Raw genomic sequence first — 14,738 nt, forward strand, 5'->3', positions numbered from 1 at the left:
CCCTATGCCGCAGCCGAGAGTTCGGACCAGAGCCGAGCCTCGAAGCTGCGCAACATGCGCCGCGCCGCCGGGCTGTAGCCCGCGCCGGTCTTCGGGTCGATCTCGGGGAAAATCGCACAGATCTCGGCCTGCACCGCAGCCTCCATCGCGCCCAGAACATGCGGCCCGGGCAGGAAGCTTTCAGTGGCGAGCCCCTCGGAAAACACCACCTGATGGCGGTCGAACAGGATGTGGACATACTCCACCGTGCCGCCCGCCGCGATCTGGACCGTGCGGCCATTGACCAGATCCTTGGCCGCGACCAGGATTTCCGGCTCGCCGAACAGCAGTTCGGCCAGCGGATCGCGCACGAGCACACGGTGCTGCGCCGAAACCAGCAGATCGCCATGCGCCCCAAACGCCCCGGCCTGAATACGCACCGGCGCCAGCGCCCCTTCAGCCGCCACTTGCCGCCGCCCGATCCAGCGCAGGGGCTGCGGCCCGTCGTCCTGCGTCAGAACCAGATCGCCGGGGCGCAGGGTCTCGACGGCACGCAACCCGTCCGGCGTGGCGATCCGGGTGCCCGCGGTGAAGCAGGGCACCACCTCGACCGTGACGAAACCGATATCGGTGTGGCCATCCGCGCTTTGCACCTCGTAGGTGAAGTTGACGGTTTCTTCCTCGGCGTCGGTCTGCACCGTCAGCGTGCCATCGGCGTTGAGCGTGACCCGCTCGCCCGAGGCCAGGGCGACGGTATCGCCCGCGCTGACCGCGACACCGTTGATATGGGTGATGGTCAGGGCGCCGCCGGTCGCGTTCGAATCGTTGCTCAGCACATCCACCGTGCGGCTGCTGCCCGGGTCGATGCGCACCGTATCGTCATTGGCGATCAGCACGGTCTGCACGCTGTCGGCGGCAATCAGCAGGTTCGAGTCATAGTTCGAATCCGAGGTGTCGGCGATGCCGATGCGGATCGAGTTCACCTCGCCCGGATTGACCGGGAAGGTGAGCGACATGGTCACGGTGAAACCGTCCATCTCGGTGTTATAGGCATCGCCCGTATTCGAGACGTAGAGGTTTTCGTTGTTCTGACTGTTGACGTTGAGGACCGAGGTGTTGCCGTTGCCCACGCCCAGCTCGACAAACGACCCGTTGACCCAGACGCCGACGACATCGTTGTAGATCGAGTTGATGTATTCGGGATATTCGTCCGAGGCGAAGGTGAACGAGATCGTCATCGTATCGCCGGTGGGGATGAAATCCACATCCAGCCAGGCCGCGTCATAGGTGCTGGCGCCCGCGACGGCATTGAAATCGGCGTTGTTGTTTACCCCGGCGGTATTGGTCGAGGTGCTGGCCGATGTGTTCACATCGCCGCGCGAGTTGGTAAAGCTGGTCGCATAGCCGGTCGACAGGATCACCCCGGTGTCGCCCGGCGTCGCATCGGGCGAGAGCGCATCGCCATTGGAATAGATCGCCGAGGACCGGCTGTCGCCGGTATAGGACGCCCCCACGACAGTGACGCCATCACCGAAAATCGTTTCGGCCATCTGCATGGCCGAGGCGTTCGTGTTATAGGTCAACTCACGCGCTGTGGGCACGTCCGCCTCCATATGTTGGAGGCAGTGCAAACACTGCTACAGGATCTGCCGATCCTGGCCTCTGGTTTAATGTGGGTGCGTTGACCCTGCTCGTGTTGCCCTGCCTCGGGACTTTATTTTTCTCAATACTATGCAGCATTTACGCCCTGAGGGAACCGTTTTGTTCACGATTGGCGCGCGGGGCCGGTCAGGGTGCTCCCGGGGCAACACCTCTGTTGTGTCGCCCTGCGCCCGGAGCTAAGCCTTGAGCATCCATCACAAGGAGCCGCCATGAGCCTCGATCCCGTCAAACTCACCGCCGAGCTGATCCGTTGCCCCTCGGTGACGCCCTCTGAAGGCGGGGCATTGCAGTTGCTGGAAGGGGTGCTCTCGGCGGCGGGGTTCTCCTGCACGCGGGTCGATCGCAACGGCATCCCCAACCTGTTTGCCCGCTGGGGCGACAAGGGGGTGAATACCTTCGGCTTCAACGGCCATACCGATGTGGTGCCGGTGGGGGATGGCAAGGCCTGGACCCATGATCCCTTCGGCGGCGAAATTCACGGTGGCGAGCTGTGGGGGCGCGGTGCGACCGATATGAAATCGGGCGTTGCGGCCTTCGTCGCGGCGGCGGTGGATTTCGTGACCGCCACCCCGCCTGCGGGGGCGATCGTGCTGACCATCACCGGCGACGAGGAAGGCGCGGGCCGCGATGGCACCCGCGCGCTGCTGGACTGGATGGATGCCGAGGGCGAGGCGATGTCGGTCTGCCTGGTTGGGGAGCCGACCTGCCCCGACACGATGGGCCAGATGATGAAGATCGGGCGCCGCGGCTCGATGACCTTCTACCTCGAGGCGGCGGGCGTGCAGGGCCATTCCGCCTATCCGCACCGCGCCAAGAACCCGCTGCATGCGCTGGTCGATCTGCTGGGCCGGATGACGGCCGAACCGCTGGACCACGGCACCGATCATTTCGACGCCAGCACGTTGCAGATCACCACGATTGATTGTGGCAATCCGGCCAATAACGTGATCCCGGCGCGCGCAACTGCCACCGTCAACATCCGTTTCAACGACGCCCACACCAGCGCTAACATCGAGGCTTGGGCGAAAACCCTGATCACCGGGGTCGAAGCCGAAACCGGTGTCACCTTCACCCTGACGACCGAGGTCTCGGGCGAAAGCTTCCTGACCCCGCCGGGCGATTTTGTGGCGCTCGTCGCCCGCGCGGTCGAGGCCGAAACCGGGATCAAACCCGAACTCTCGACCTCGGGCGGCACGTCGGACGCGCGTTTCGTCAAGGATCACTGCCCGGTGCTGGAATTCGGCCTTGTCGGGCGGACGATGCATCAGGTGGACGAACGTGTTCCGGTCGAACAGATCACCCAGTTGAAATCCATCTACGCCCGCATCCTGCAGGAGTATTTCGCGTGACCGAAATCATCGAAACGACGGATCTGGCGGCCTGCCATGCGCTGCGCCGGGCGGTTTTCATCGACGAACAGGGCGTGCCCGAGGCCGACGAATGGGACGATCTGGATGGCGAAGCGGTGCATCTGCTGGCGCTGGATGCGGGCCGGGCGGTTGGCACCGCGCGGCTGTTGCATCGGGGCGATATCGGCAAGATCGGCCGGGTCTGCGTGCTGAAACCCGCGCGCGGCACCGGGCTTGGCGCGGCACTGATCGCCGAAGGCTGCACCCGGCTCAGGGCGCTTGGCTGCACCAGTGCCAAGCTCGGCGCGCAGGTCCACGCGATCCCGTTCTATGAAAAGCTGGGCTTCACCGTCTGTGGTCCGGTCTATGACGATGCGGGCATCCCGCACCGTGACATGGAGAAACCCCTCTGATCTTCTTGTTGGTGCAAATACTCCGGGGGGGCGGGGGCTGGCCCCCGCTTTCCCCGCGTGACGCCCCGCGCAGGCCATGATAGGCAGGGCCATGACCCAGATCCCGACCAAAGACCAAATCCTTGCCTGGCTTGCCGATCATCCCGGCGCCGGGGCGAAACGTGACATTGCCAAGGCCTTCGGGATCAAGGGCTCTGCCCGGATCGAGCTGAAGCGCCTGCTGAAGGAAATGGCAGCCGAAGGCACGCTGGAACGGCGGCGCAGCACCTATCACGATGCCGCCAAGCTGCCGCCGGTGTCGGTGCTGCAGATCCTGGCGCCCGATGATGCGGGCGACCAATGGGCGCGGGCCGTGGAATGGAATGGCGAGGGTCCCGAACCGCGCATCCTGTTCGTGCCGCGTGCCGCCGATGTGGCGCTGGCCGAAGGCGACCGGATTCTGGCCCGGATCGCCGAGGTTTCAGGCGAGGCGCATGATTACGAAGCCCGGCTGATCCGCAAGATCGGCGTGGCCGCGCATCGCGTTGTGGGGATCTTCCGAAAATCGGCCGAGGGCGGGCGGATCACGCCGATCGACAAGGGCGCCGACAAGGACTGGCTGGTGCCGCCGGGCGCGACCTTCGACGCCCGCGACGGCGAGCTGGTCGAGGCTGAACAGATGGGCCCGAAGGGCCGCATGGGCCTGCCCCGCGCCCGGGTGATCGAGCGGCTGGGCGACCCGAGCGCGCCGCGCGCCGTGTCGCTGATCGCGATTCACCAGCACGGCATCCCCGACGATTTCCCCGACGCGGTGGTGGCCGAGGCTGATGCGGCCGTGCCCGCCGGGTTCGAGGGGCGCGAGGATCTGACCGATCTGCCCTTCGTCACCATCGACCCCGCCGATGCGCGCGACCGCGACGATGCCTGTCTGGCCATGCCCGACGACGACCCGGCCAACGAGGGCGGGCATATCCTGTGGGTCGCGATTGCCGATGTCGCGCATTACGTCACGCCGGGTTCGGCGTTGGATCGCGAGGCGCGCAAGCGGGGCAATTCGACCTATTTCCCCGACCGCGTGGTGCCGATGCTGCCCGACCGCCTGTCGGGCGATCTGTGCAGCTTGCATGAACATGTGCCGCGCGCGGTGTTGGCGGTGCGCATGAAGATCGACAGCGCGGGCAACAAGCTGAGCCATCGGTTCACGCGCGGCGTGATCAATTCGGTCGGCTCGCTGGAATACGGGCAGGTGCAGGCCGCGCATGACGGCGCGCCCGATGCCAAGACCGCGCCCTTGGTGGCCGAGATCATCGAACCGCTGTTTGCCTGTTATCACGCGCTGGCCCGGGCGCGGGCGGCGCGCCAGCCGCTTGATCTGGATCTGCCGGAACGGCAGATCGTCATCAGCGAGGAAGGCAAGGTGACCTCGGTCCGGTTCAAGGACCGTCTGGATGCGCACCGCCTGATCGAGGAATTCATGGTGCTGGCCAATGTCGCCGCCGCCGAGGAGCTGGAGCGGCTGCGCCGCCCGCTGCTGTATCGGGTGCACGAAGAACCGAGCCCGGAAAAGCTCGATGCGCTGCGCGAAGTGGCGCAGGCCTCGGGGTTCACGCTGGCCAAGGGGCAGGTGCTGAAGACCGCGCATCTGAACCGCTTGCTGGCGCAGGCCGAGGGCACCGAGTTTGACGAATTGCTGAACATCAGCACGCTGCGGTCGATGACGCAGGCCTATTACCACCCGCAGAACCTGGGCCATTTCGGGCTGGCGCTGCGATCCTATGCGCATTTCACCTCGCCGATCCGGCGCTATTCCGACCTGATCGTGCATCGCGCGCTGATCGCCGGGCATGGCTGGGGCAAGGACGGGCTGTCGGCGCAGGATATCGAGATGCTGGAAGAAACCGCCCAACAGATTTCCGACACCGAACGGCGCAGCATGATGGCCGAGCGGGATACGACCGATCGCTATCTGGCCGCCTATCTGAGCGACCGGGTGGGATCGGAATTCACCGGGCGGATCAGCGGCGTGCAGAAATTCGGCGCCTTCGTGAAGCTGGACGAAACCGGCGCGGACGGGTTGATCCCGGTGCGCGAGATCGGGCGCGAGTTCTTCCACTACGACCGCGACAGCCAGACCCTGATGGGCGCCGATACCGGGCTGACGATTTCCGTGGGCCAGCGGGTTCTGGTGCGGCTGGCCGAGGCGATCCCGATGACCGGGGGGCTGATGCTGGAACTGCTGGAGCTGGAGGGCGCGGCACTTCCGGCCGGGGGGCGCGGCGGCGGCAAGGGGCCGCGGCGCGGGCGTAAACCGGCGGCTTTCAAGGCCCGCGAACGGGGCATTGCCCGCAAGGTCAAGCGCACCCGCAAATAGGGCTACAGCATCCATTCGATCGGCAGCCGCTGGGCGATGCCCAGGGCCACACGGCTGCGCAGGCTGGTGCCGGGCTCGTGGTGCAGATCCGGTTTTCCGGGGCGTGACCAGCGCAGGCGGTGTGTAGGACCGAGTGTCACCCGCCAGGCACGCGTTGGAAAATAGGTTTCGAAGGCATCGGAAATGCCCTGCGCAATATCGGGGGCCTCGATCAGCAGGCCCAGCTCGGTATTCAGCCGCATCGAGCGCGGGTCGAAGTTGAACGACCCGATGAAAACACGGGTGCGGTCCACGGCAAAGACCTTGGCGTGCAGTTTGTTGCGCGAAAACGGCGAGGTGCCCTTGATACGGCGGCCGACAAACTCGGCCAGGAAGGCGCTGGGGCCTTCGGGTTCATGCACGGGGTCGGCATCGGGGGCGTATTCGAACAGTTCGACACCGCACCGCAGCAGTGGACGGCGGCGGTGCGCATAGCCCGAATGCACCAATGGCACGTCGCTGGCGGCGAAGCTGTTGGTCAGGATGCGCGTGCGCACCCCGCTTTCCGCGAAACGCCCCAAGGCCTGCACCCCGACCCGGGTCGGCACCAGATAGGGCGAAATCAGAAGCAATTCGGATTGCGGCTGGCCCAGGGCCTCGACCAGGTGGCGCCACAGCATCTTCTTGCCCTGCAACAGCCCGGTGATCTTTTCGGGCGGATCGAACAGCAGCCGCGCCGGCGCGAAGGTCAGCGGGGCATCGGGGGCCAGCAGCGGCGGCGCGGTGCTGGCCATGCGCAACGCCGCGACATAGCTTGTCGCATCGGGCTGCGACAGGCGGGCAAGGGTCTGTGCGGTCAGCGCGGCGATCCGGTCGGGGCTGACCGGGGGCAACAGAAGCGGCGCGGGGATCGAGGACGCCGAATTCCAATACAGGTCGAACTGTGCGGCGACCTCGGGCACCACCGGCCCGGCCACCGCCACGTCCAGATCCATATAGAGCCCGCCGGGGGCAAAGCGGTTGAAGTAGTCGTCCGCGATATTGCGCCCGCCCAGGATCGCGGCGCTGCCATCGACCACCATCGCCTTGTTGTGCATCCGCCGGTTCAGGCGCGCGAAATCCGACAGATAGCCCAGCACCCGGGCCCGGCGGATCGGGAAGGGGTTGAACAGCCGCACCTCGACATTGGGATGGGCGGCGAAGACGGCCAGGGTCTCGTCCAGGCCGGCGGTTCCGTTGTCATCCAGCAGCAGGCGTACCCGCAGCCCGCGATTGGCTGCGGTGCGCAGCGCGTCGAGCATCAGCGCGCCCGCAGTGTCGTTCTGCCAGATGTAATATTGCAGATCGACACTGCTTTGTGCGGTCTCGATCAGGGCCAGCCGCGCGGCAAGGGCGGTGATCGGATCGCCCAGCAGTTGCAGGGCATTCAGGCCGGGATGCGCGGCAAGCCGTGCCGCCAGCGCAGTGGCAATCCGGCCCCCCGCCGGGGCGGGCAGGGCGGTGCTGGGCGGGTGCGGGCCGCGCGGGCGCGGATGGCTGATCCGCGCGATGGCCAGTGTCAGCCCGGCCGCGGCCAGCGCCGTCAGGGCCAGGATGCCAAGCACAAGCAGGGGGTGGAACAGATGCATGGCCCACTATGGCCACAAGCGCAGGGATGGGGGAAGGGGCAATGCAAAAGGGGCCGGGAATGACCCGGCCCCTTGCTGTTCACTGTCCGTCAGGGTCAGCCGATGGCCGCCGCCTTCACGTCTTCGTCGATGAAGGGCAGATACTGGGCGAAGTTCTCGGAGAACATCTTGACCAGCTTGGCGGCCTGCGCGTCGAAGGCGTCTTTGTCGGCCCAGGTGTCGCGCGGGTTCAGCAGCTTGGTGTCGACGTCATGCACCTCGACCGGCACTTCGAAGCCGAAGTTCGGGTCCTTGCGGAACTCGACGTCATGGAGCGAGCCGTCAAGCGCGGCGGTCAGCAGCGCGCGGGTGGCCTTGATCGGCATCCGCTTGCCGGTGCCGAAGGCGCCGCCGGTCCAGCCGGTGTTCACCAGCCAGCACGACGAACCCTCTGCCGCGATTTTTTCCTGCAGCAGCTTGCCATAGACCTCGGGGCGGCGCGGCATGAAGGGCGCGCCGAAGCAGGTCGAGAAGGTCGGCAGCGGCTCGGTCACGCCCACTTCGGTGCCCGGGGTCTTCGAGGTGAAGCCCGACAGGAAGTGATACATCGCCTGAGCGGGCGTCAGCCGCGCGATCGGCGGCAGCACGCCATAGGCGTCGCAGGTCAGCATGATGACGTTTTTCGGCGCGCCACCCAGCGAGTTTTCCGAGGCATTCGAGATGTAATGCAGCGGATAGGCGCAGCGCATGTTGTCGGTCAGCGAGTTGTCGAAGAAATCGAGTTCGAGGGTTTCCTCGTCGAAGACCATGTTTTCGACCACGGTGCCGAACATCGAGCAGGTGGCGTAGATTTCCGGCTCGGCCTCTTTCGACAGGTTGATGGTTTTCGCGTAGCAGCCACCTTCGAAGTTGAAGATGCCCTTGTCCGACCAGCCGTGTTCGTCATCGCCGATCAGGGTGCGCGACGGATCGGCCGAGAGCGTGGTCTTGCCGGTACCCGAAAGCCCGAAGAACACTGCCGCGTCATCGGGGTTGCCGATGGCGTGGTTGGCCGAGCAGTGCATCGCCATGATGCCTTTGCCGGGCAGGATGTAGTTCAGCAGCGTGAACACGCCCTTCTTGTTTTCACCGGCATAGGCGGTGTTGCCGATCAGGATGACCTTCTTGTCGAAGTTCAGCGCGATGACGGTTTCCGAACGGCAGCCGTGACGCTCGGGGTCGGCCTTGAACGAGGGGCAGTTGATGATCGTCCATTCCGGCGTGAAGGTGTCCAGCTCGGCGCGCTCGGGGCGGCGCAGCATGGTGCGCAGGAACAGGCCATGCCAGGCGAGTTCGGCCACCAGACGCACGTCCAGGCGATGTTCGGGGTCGGCGCCGCCGAACAGATCCTCGACGAAATAATCCTTGCCCTTCATGTGCTCGAGCATGTCGGCGTAAAGGACGTCGAACTTGGCCGGGTCCATCGGCTTGTTGTTTTCCCACCAGATCGTGTCTTCGACGCCGGGGGTGCGCACGACGAATTTGTCTTTCGGCGAACGGCCGGTATGCGCGCCGGTCGAGCAGTAGAATGCACCGCCCTTGCCCAGCGTGCCCTCGCCGCGCTTGATCGCCGCTTCGATCAGCGCCGGCTCCAGCAGGTTGTAATAGACATTGCCCAGACCAGTGATGCCTTGATCTTCCAGGCGTTTCGCCGGGTTCACACGTCCGATGATCATCTGTTGCTCCCGATGCCGTCGCGCGGCGGTTCGTTGGGTTCCTACCGGCACCCCGGGCCATGGGAATACCGATCCGGCGGGCCCTGCCCACCAGATGTGGCCCCTATAACATGACGGTTTGGTGATGGAACAGGAAGGTTTGACGCAGTTAGCGCAACCATCGCCGGTTTAGCGCAACCATGCCGAAAAGGTGAGGCAAATTAGTCAAACCTTCGGTTTTTTAGTCTTTGATGATTCGGGAATGGCGAGTGATTCGCATATCGGAGTTGATTCTGAGGCCCGGAAAGCGGAAGATGCCGGAAATAAAAATGAAATGAGCAGTTAAAGGGTGACGGGCATGTCCAGGATCGCGCTGGTCGACGACGATCGCAATATTCTTACGTCTGTTTCGATGACACTGGAGGCCGAAGGCTTCGAAGTCGAAACCTACAATGACGGGCAGGCGGCGCTGGACGCCTTCAATAAGCGGCTGCCGGACATGGCGGTGCTGGACATCAAGATGCCGCGCATGGATGGCATGGACCTGTTGCAGCGGCTGCGTCAGAAAACCACGATGCCGGTGATCTTCCTGACCTCGAAAGACGACGAGATCGACGAGGTTCTGGGCCTGCGCATGGGCGCAGATGACTATGTGAAGAAGCCGTTCAGCCAGCGCCTTCTGGTCGAACGCATCCGTGCCCTGCTGCGGCGCCAGGATGCGATTTCCACTGGCGAGGTGGCCGTCACCGAAGAGACCAAGGTGATCGTACGCGGGCCGCTGACGATGGACCCGCTGCGCCATTCGGTGACCTGGAAGGGGCAGGAGGTGACCCTGACGGTGACCGAGTTCCTGCTGTTGCAGGCACTGGCGCTGCGGCCCGGTTTCGTGAAGTCGCGCGATCAGCTGATGGATGTGGCCTATGACGATCAAGTCTATGTCGACGATCGCACGATTGACAGCCATATCAAACGCTTGCGCAAGAAGATGCGGTCTGCGGATGACGAGTTCTCGGCGATCGAGACGCTCTATGGCATCGGCTATCGCTATAACGAAGAATGAGCATCGCGGTGCGGATAGGATTGGGTCAGTCCAAAAGCGTGGAGCCGGACGTGCTTCTGGGCGAGGACTGGGTTGCCCCCGAAGGGGTCGTCGACCAGGATCTGGCGCGTGGCCGGGCGCGGCGCGGGATGATCGCGCTGAACCGCTCGCCGCTGGCGCGCAAGATCATCACCTTCAACCTGCTGGCGATGGTGGTGATGGTCGCGGGGGTGCTGTATCTCAACCCGTTCCGCGACAGTCTGGTGTTCCAGCGTGAAAGCGCGATCGTCAGCGAGGCCGAGCTGATCGCCGATGTCTTCGAGGCGCGTCTGCCCAAGGATGCCCCGGTCAATCTGGCGGCGGGTGACGGGATTGATCTGGCCGACACATTCGCCGGGATCGAACTGCCCGAGGGTGCGCGGGTCTATGTCTTCGACATGCGCGGCAATCTGCTGATGTCTTCGGAAGAGGTGGCGACGGCCGAGCGCGAAGAGGTCAGCGGTTTCGGTGTCGATCAGCGCTCGACGGTGATTACCGACCTGTTGAACCGGGGCTGGGACTGGGTGGCGGCGCTGACCCATAGCACCGACAACAACCCGCAGGGCTACGATGCGCGGGCTGCGGCCGAGGCGCTGGTGCCGACGGTGACCCCTGGGCACACGCGGATGGCCACCAGTCGCGACCCGCAGGGGGCGACGACCTTCTCTGTGGCGACCGGGATCTATCAGAAGGATCAGATGGTCGGCATGATGGCGATGACTTCTGCCGCCGGCGAGATCGACCACCTGGTGCGGGTCGAGCGCGAGCAGGTGCTGCAGATGTTCGTGATCGCGATCATCGTCTCGATCGGCCTGAGTCTGGTTCTGGCCTCGACCATTGCCAACCCGCTCAGCGATCTGGCGGCGGCCGCGGAAATCGGGCGCGACAAGAATGCCCGCAAGATGAGCCCGGGGCGGGTGCGTATCCCCGACCTGACGGCGCGGCCCGATGAAATCGGGCGGCTGTCGGGGGCGATGCGGGGCATGGTGGCGGCCCTTTATGACCGGATCGACGCGAACGAACAATTCGCCGCCGATGTGGCCCATGAAATCAAGAACCCGCTGGCCAGCCTGCGCTCGGCCGTGGCCTCGCTGCACATGGTCAAGCGAGATGACCAGCGTACCAAGCTGTTGGACGTGATCGACCACGATGTGCGCCGCCTCGACCGGCTGGTGAGCGATATCTCCAACGCCTCGCGGCTCGACAGCGAGTTGGTGAAGGAAGAGGAAGAGAGCTTCGATCTGCTGAAGATGGTCGGAAACCTGGCCGAGCATCTGGGCGCGCAAGCGGCGCAAAAAGGGGTCGAGTTCATCACCGATCTGCCGCCGCAGCCGATCATGATCACCGGGCTTGAGGGGCGGCTTGCGCAGGTCTTTGTGAACCTGATTACCAATGCGATCTCTTTCTGCGACGAAGGCGACGCGGTGCGGGTCTGGGCCCGGCGGCGCGACAATCGCGTGCTGGTCGTGGTCGAGGATACCGGCCCCGGCATCCCCGAGGAGGCGCTGACCAAGGTGTTCAAACGGTTCTATTCCGAACGTCCGGCCGGGCAGTTCGGGGATCATTCCGGGCTGGGGCTGGCGATCTCGAAGCAGATCGTCGAAGCGCACGGCGGGGTGATCTGGGCCGAGAACATTCGTCCGACGGATGCCGACATTACCTCGGAGCCGCTGGGTGCGCGCTTCGTCGTCGGTCTGCCGATCTGAGCGGGGCGGCCTGTGATGTCCGGGCCGCCCGTTTCCAACATCCACGGCACGGCTGTTGCGCTGGATGCGACGCGCGGGGTCTTGATCCTGGGGCCGTCGGGCGCGGGAAAGTCGTTGCTGGCGTTGCGCCTGATGGCACTGGGTGCGCGGCTCGTGGCCGATGATCGGGTTGATCTGTGGGCCGAGGGCGCGGAGGTCTGGGCACGCGCGCCCGAGGCGCTGAGCGGAATGATCGAAGCGCGCGGTGTGGGCCTGCTGGGCGCTGCGGCGCTGCCTGCGGCGCGGATCGCTCTGGTGGTCGATCTGGGCCGGGAAGAGCCCGAACGCCTGCCTCCACAGCGTAAACATGACCTTTTAGGCAGGTCCGTGCCTCTTGTGCTGCGCGTGCAACATGGTCATCTTGATGCGGCAGTCCTGCAATGGCTGAAAGGTGGGCGAGTCGCGTGAGTCAGGGAAGAAAAGCCGAGGGTCAGGAGGGCCGCCGCGTCGTGCTGGTCACGGGGCCGTCCGGTGCCGGGCGCTCGACCGCGATCGCCGCGCTTGAAGACCTTGGCTATGAAACCATCGACAACCTGCCGCTGAGCCTGATCCCCCGGCTGCTGGACGGGCCGTTGATGCAGCCGCTGGCGTTGGGCATTGATGTACGCAACCGCGACTTTTCGGCCAATGCGCTGATCGAGGCGATCGACCGGCTGACGCGTGCGCCCGATCTGCAGCTGGAGGTGCTGTACCTGGATGCCACGAGCGATGTGCTGCTGCGGCGCTATTCCGAGACGCGCCGGCGCCACCCGCTGGCTCCCGCCGATGCGCCACAAGAGGGGATCTTGCAGGAGATCGACATTCTGGCGCCGATCAAGATGCGTGCCGACGTTCTGATCGACACCTCGGCGATGACGCCGCATGATCTGCGCGCCGAAGTGGCGCGCTGGTTCGACATGGGGGCGATCGCGCGGCTGTCCCTGTCGCTGCACAGCTTCAGCTACAAGCGCGGGGTGCCGCGCGGGCTGGATATGATGTTTGACTGCCGGTTTCTGAACAACCCGCATTGGGAGCCCGCGCTGCGGCCGCTCAACGGGCAGGATGCGGCGGTGGCGGCCTATGTCGCGGCCGATCCGCGCTATGCGGAATTCGTCGGAAAACTCAAGGAATTGCTGCTGTTCTTGCTGCCCGCGCATGTCGAGGAAGGCAAGAGTCATCTGTCGGTCGGCTTCGGTTGCACCGGCGGTCAGCACAGGTCGGTTGCCGTAACGGAAGCCATGGCCAAAGCGCTTGCAGAGGCTGGGTGGCAGGTGTCTAAACGGCATAGGGAATTGGAACGGCGGGCGCAGGCCATGCCGGGGGTGAAGACAGGAAGCGACGCGTGATCGGGATCGTGATCGTGGCACATGGTGGGTTGGCGCGCGAATACCTCGCCGCGGTCGAGCATGTCGTGGGGCCGCAAGCCGGCATCCGCGCGATTACCATCGAGGACGACCATGACCGCAGCCTGAAACAGGCCGAGATCCGCGCCGCCGCCGATGCGGTCGACAGTGGCGACGGGGTGGTGGTGGTGACCGACATGTTCGGCGGCTCGCCCTCGAACCTGAGTTTGCTGGCCTGCGAATCCTGTGAACGCGAAATCATCTATGGCGCCAACCTGCCTTTGCTGATCAAACTGGCGAAATCGCGCAGTCTGAACGTGCATGCCGCGGTCGAGGCTGCGCTGGATGCGGGGCGCAAATACATCAACAGCTATTCGGCTTACGGGACTGAAACGAAGTAATGGTTTCCAAGGTTTTGCAGATCGTCAACGTGAAGGGGCTGCATGCGCGTGCCTCTGCCCGTTTCGTCGAAGTGGTCGAGGCGCATGACGCCCGCGCCGAAGTCGAGAAGGACGGCATGTCCGTTTCCGGGGATTCGATCATGGGCCTGCTGATGCTGGCCGCCTCGCGCGGCACGTCGATTGCGGTGCGCACCAGCGGCCCGCAGGCAGAAGAACTGGCCGCGGCGCTGGAGGCTCTTGTGGCCGATCGCTTCGGCGAGGATAACTGAGCCTGCGCAACAAGAGGGTCCGGCAGTGGACGAACAGATAACGGCGGGCACGGTTGCCAAGCCTTACGACAAGCGACGCCTGTCATATGCGGGCACCTTTACCAACCCCTGGAAGGTGGCGACGATCCGCACCATCGAATGGGCAACAGCGAAGCTCAAGCTGCTGAGCCTGATCCGCAAGTTTGAACGTCGCGGTGCCCCTGTGGGGCAGGCGTTCTGGCCGCAGGCGCTCGAGATCATGGGGATCGACGTCAAGACCCCGGCAGAGCAGATCGCCCGCATTCCGCCCACCGGCCCGCTGGTCGTCATGGCCAATCACCCGCACGGGCTGGTCGACGGCATGGTGCTGGCCCATCTGATCGGGCAGGTGCGCACCGATTACAAGATCCTGACGCGCTCGTTGCTGACCGGCATTCCCGAAATCGCCGAATTCATGCTGCCGGTTCCTTTTCCGCATGAGGAAAACGCGCAGGCCGAAAGCCTGAAAATGCGCGCGGAATGCATGGCAACGCTGAAGGCGGGCGGGGTGATCGTACTGTTCCCGGCGGGGGCCGTGGCACATTCCGAAACCTTCTTCGGCCCCGCGATCGAGGGCGAATGGAACCCGTTCTCGGCCAAGATGGTGGCGCGCTCCGGTGCGTCGGTGCTGCCGATCTATTTCCCCGGGCACAACACGCGGCTCTATCAGATCGCCAACAAGCTGAGTGCCACGTTGCGGCAGGGGTTGCTGTTGCACGAGATCAAGGCGGCGCTGAACAAGCCGCAGGCGCCGGTAATCGGCCACGCGCTGAGCCCGGAAGACTTGCGTGAACCGCTGAAGAACCCGCGGCAATGGCTGGCCGATCTGCGCCATCACACGCTCAATCTGCGCGACTGAGGCCCTGAAACGG

Annotated in this window: 13 protein-coding genes; 10 read left to right on the plus strand and 3 right to left on the minus strand. The window is 64.8% G+C overall.

Annotated features, from left to right (window positions below):
• Positions 1-2 precede the first annotated feature (2 nt).
• Positions 3-1,529, minus strand: coding sequence for a Hint domain-containing protein (locus P2G62_RS03270; RefSeq protein WP_275733651.1), 1,527 nt, complete (start codon positions 1,527-1,529; stop codon positions 3-5).
• Between the two features lie 321 nt (positions 1,530-1,850).
• Between P2G62_RS03270 and dapE the strand changes: the two genes are divergently transcribed.
• From dapE to rnr, 3 genes are all read left to right on the plus strand, one after another.
• Positions 1,851-2,990: a succinyl-diaminopimelate desuccinylase gene (gene dapE, locus P2G62_RS03275; protein WP_275733438.1), complete on the plus strand. Its 1,140-nt coding sequence runs from the start codon at positions 1,851-1,853 to the stop codon at positions 2,988-2,990.
• Positions 2,987-3,403 carry a GNAT family N-acetyltransferase gene (locus P2G62_RS03280; protein ID WP_275733439.1) on the plus strand — a complete coding sequence of 139 codons (417 nt, stop codon included), beginning with the start codon at positions 2,987-2,989 and terminating at the stop codon, positions 3,401-3,403. The genes dapE and P2G62_RS03280 overlap by 4 nt, the downstream gene beginning before the upstream one ends.
• 91 nt (positions 3,404-3,494) lie before the next feature.
• Positions 3,495-5,753 carry a ribonuclease R gene (rnr, locus tag P2G62_RS03285; RefSeq protein ID WP_275733440.1) on the plus strand — a complete coding sequence of 753 codons (2,259 nt, stop codon included), beginning with the start codon at positions 3,495-3,497 and terminating at the stop codon, positions 5,751-5,753.
• A 2-nt stretch (positions 5,754-5,755) separates the two neighbouring features.
• Here rnr and P2G62_RS03290 read toward each other — a convergent pair whose 3' ends face one another.
• Together P2G62_RS03290 and P2G62_RS03295 are read right to left on the minus strand one after the other, a co-directional pair.
• Positions 5,756-7,360, minus strand: coding sequence for a phospholipase D family protein (locus P2G62_RS03290; protein WP_275733441.1), 1,605 nt, complete (start codon positions 7,358-7,360; stop codon positions 5,756-5,758).
• Positions 7,361-7,455: 95 nt separating this feature from the next.
• The gene (locus P2G62_RS03295) at positions 7,456-9,054 is read right to left on the minus strand and encodes a phosphoenolpyruvate carboxykinase (RefSeq protein WP_275733442.1); all 1,599 of its coding nucleotides are present in this window, start codon (positions 9,052-9,054) and stop codon (positions 7,456-7,458) included.
• Positions 9,055-9,391: 337 nt separating this feature from the next.
• Here P2G62_RS03295 and P2G62_RS03300 point away from each other — a divergent pair, with 337 nt between their 5' ends.
• Genes P2G62_RS03300 through P2G62_RS03330 form a run of 7 tightly spaced genes read left to right on the plus strand, consistent with a single transcriptional unit; the run spans position 9,392 to position 14,725 of the window.
• Complete coding sequence (locus P2G62_RS03300) at positions 9,392-10,093, plus strand: response regulator transcription factor (protein WP_275733443.1); 702 nt, start codon at positions 9,392-9,394, stop codon at positions 10,091-10,093.
• Positions 10,090-11,817, plus strand: coding sequence for a sensor histidine kinase (locus tag P2G62_RS03305; protein WP_275733444.1), 1,728 nt, complete (start codon positions 10,090-10,092; stop codon positions 11,815-11,817). The genes P2G62_RS03300 and P2G62_RS03305 overlap by 4 nt, the downstream gene beginning before the upstream one ends.
• 15 nt (positions 11,818-11,832) lie before the next feature.
• Positions 11,833-12,264, plus strand: a complete 432-nt coding sequence (locus P2G62_RS03310; protein ID WP_275733445.1) for a serine kinase — start codon at positions 11,833-11,835, stop codon at positions 12,262-12,264.
• Positions 12,261-13,181, plus strand: a complete 921-nt coding sequence (gene rapZ / locus P2G62_RS03315; RefSeq protein WP_275733446.1) for an RNase adapter RapZ — start codon at positions 12,261-12,263, stop codon at positions 13,179-13,181. The genes P2G62_RS03310 and rapZ overlap by 4 nt, the downstream gene beginning before the upstream one ends.
• Complete coding sequence (locus P2G62_RS03320; RefSeq protein WP_275733447.1) at positions 13,178-13,579, plus strand: PTS fructose transporter subunit IIA; 402 nt, start codon at positions 13,178-13,180, stop codon at positions 13,577-13,579. The genes rapZ and P2G62_RS03320 overlap by 4 nt, the downstream gene beginning before the upstream one ends.
• Positions 13,579-13,848, plus strand: a complete 270-nt coding sequence (locus P2G62_RS03325) for an HPr family phosphocarrier protein (protein WP_275733448.1) — start codon at positions 13,579-13,581, stop codon at positions 13,846-13,848. The genes P2G62_RS03320 and P2G62_RS03325 overlap by 1 nt, the downstream gene beginning before the upstream one ends.
• A gap of 25 nt (positions 13,849-13,873) precedes the next feature.
• A complete protein-coding gene (locus P2G62_RS03330) occupies positions 13,874-14,725 on the plus strand; it encodes a lysophospholipid acyltransferase family protein (RefSeq protein ID WP_275733449.1) in 852 nt (283 codons plus the stop codon).
• Positions 14,726-14,738: the final 13 nt, after the last annotated feature.

The sequence above is a fragment of the Paenirhodobacter sp. CAU 1674 genome (assembly GCF_029222945.1).
In the GTDB taxonomy this organism is placed as follows: Bacteria; Pseudomonadota; Alphaproteobacteria; order Rhodobacterales; family Rhodobacteraceae; genus Rhodobacter.

Excerpts from the sequence above, each read along its gene's own strand:
- P2G62_RS03270 (WP_275733651.1), bottom strand. The coding sequence starts at position 1,529 with ATGGCCGAAACGATTTTCGGTGATGGCGTCACTGTCGTGGGGGCGTCC.
- dapE (WP_275733438.1), top strand. The coding sequence starts at position 1,851 with ATGAGCCTCGATCCCGTCAAACTCACCGCCGAGCTGATCCGTTGCCCC.
- rnr (WP_275733440.1), top strand. The coding sequence starts at position 3,495 with ATGACCCAGATCCCGACCAAAGACCAAATCCTTGCCTGGCTTGCCGAT.
- P2G62_RS03290 (WP_275733441.1), bottom strand. The coding sequence starts at position 7,360 with ATGCATCTGTTCCACCCCCTGCTTGTGCTTGGCATCCTGGCCCTGACG.
- P2G62_RS03295 (WP_275733442.1), bottom strand. The coding sequence starts at position 9,054 with ATGATCATCGGACGTGTGAACCCGGCGAAACGCCTGGAAGATCAAGGC.
- P2G62_RS03300 (WP_275733443.1), top strand. The coding sequence starts at position 9,392 with ATGTCCAGGATCGCGCTGGTCGACGACGATCGCAATATTCTTACGTCT.
- P2G62_RS03305 (WP_275733444.1), top strand. The coding sequence starts at position 10,090 with ATGAGCATCGCGGTGCGGATAGGATTGGGTCAGTCCAAAAGCGTGGAG.
- P2G62_RS03310 (WP_275733445.1), top strand. The coding sequence starts at position 11,833 with ATGTCCGGGCCGCCCGTTTCCAACATCCACGGCACGGCTGTTGCGCTG.
- P2G62_RS03325 (WP_275733448.1), top strand. The coding sequence starts at position 13,579 with ATGGTTTCCAAGGTTTTGCAGATCGTCAACGTGAAGGGGCTGCATGCG.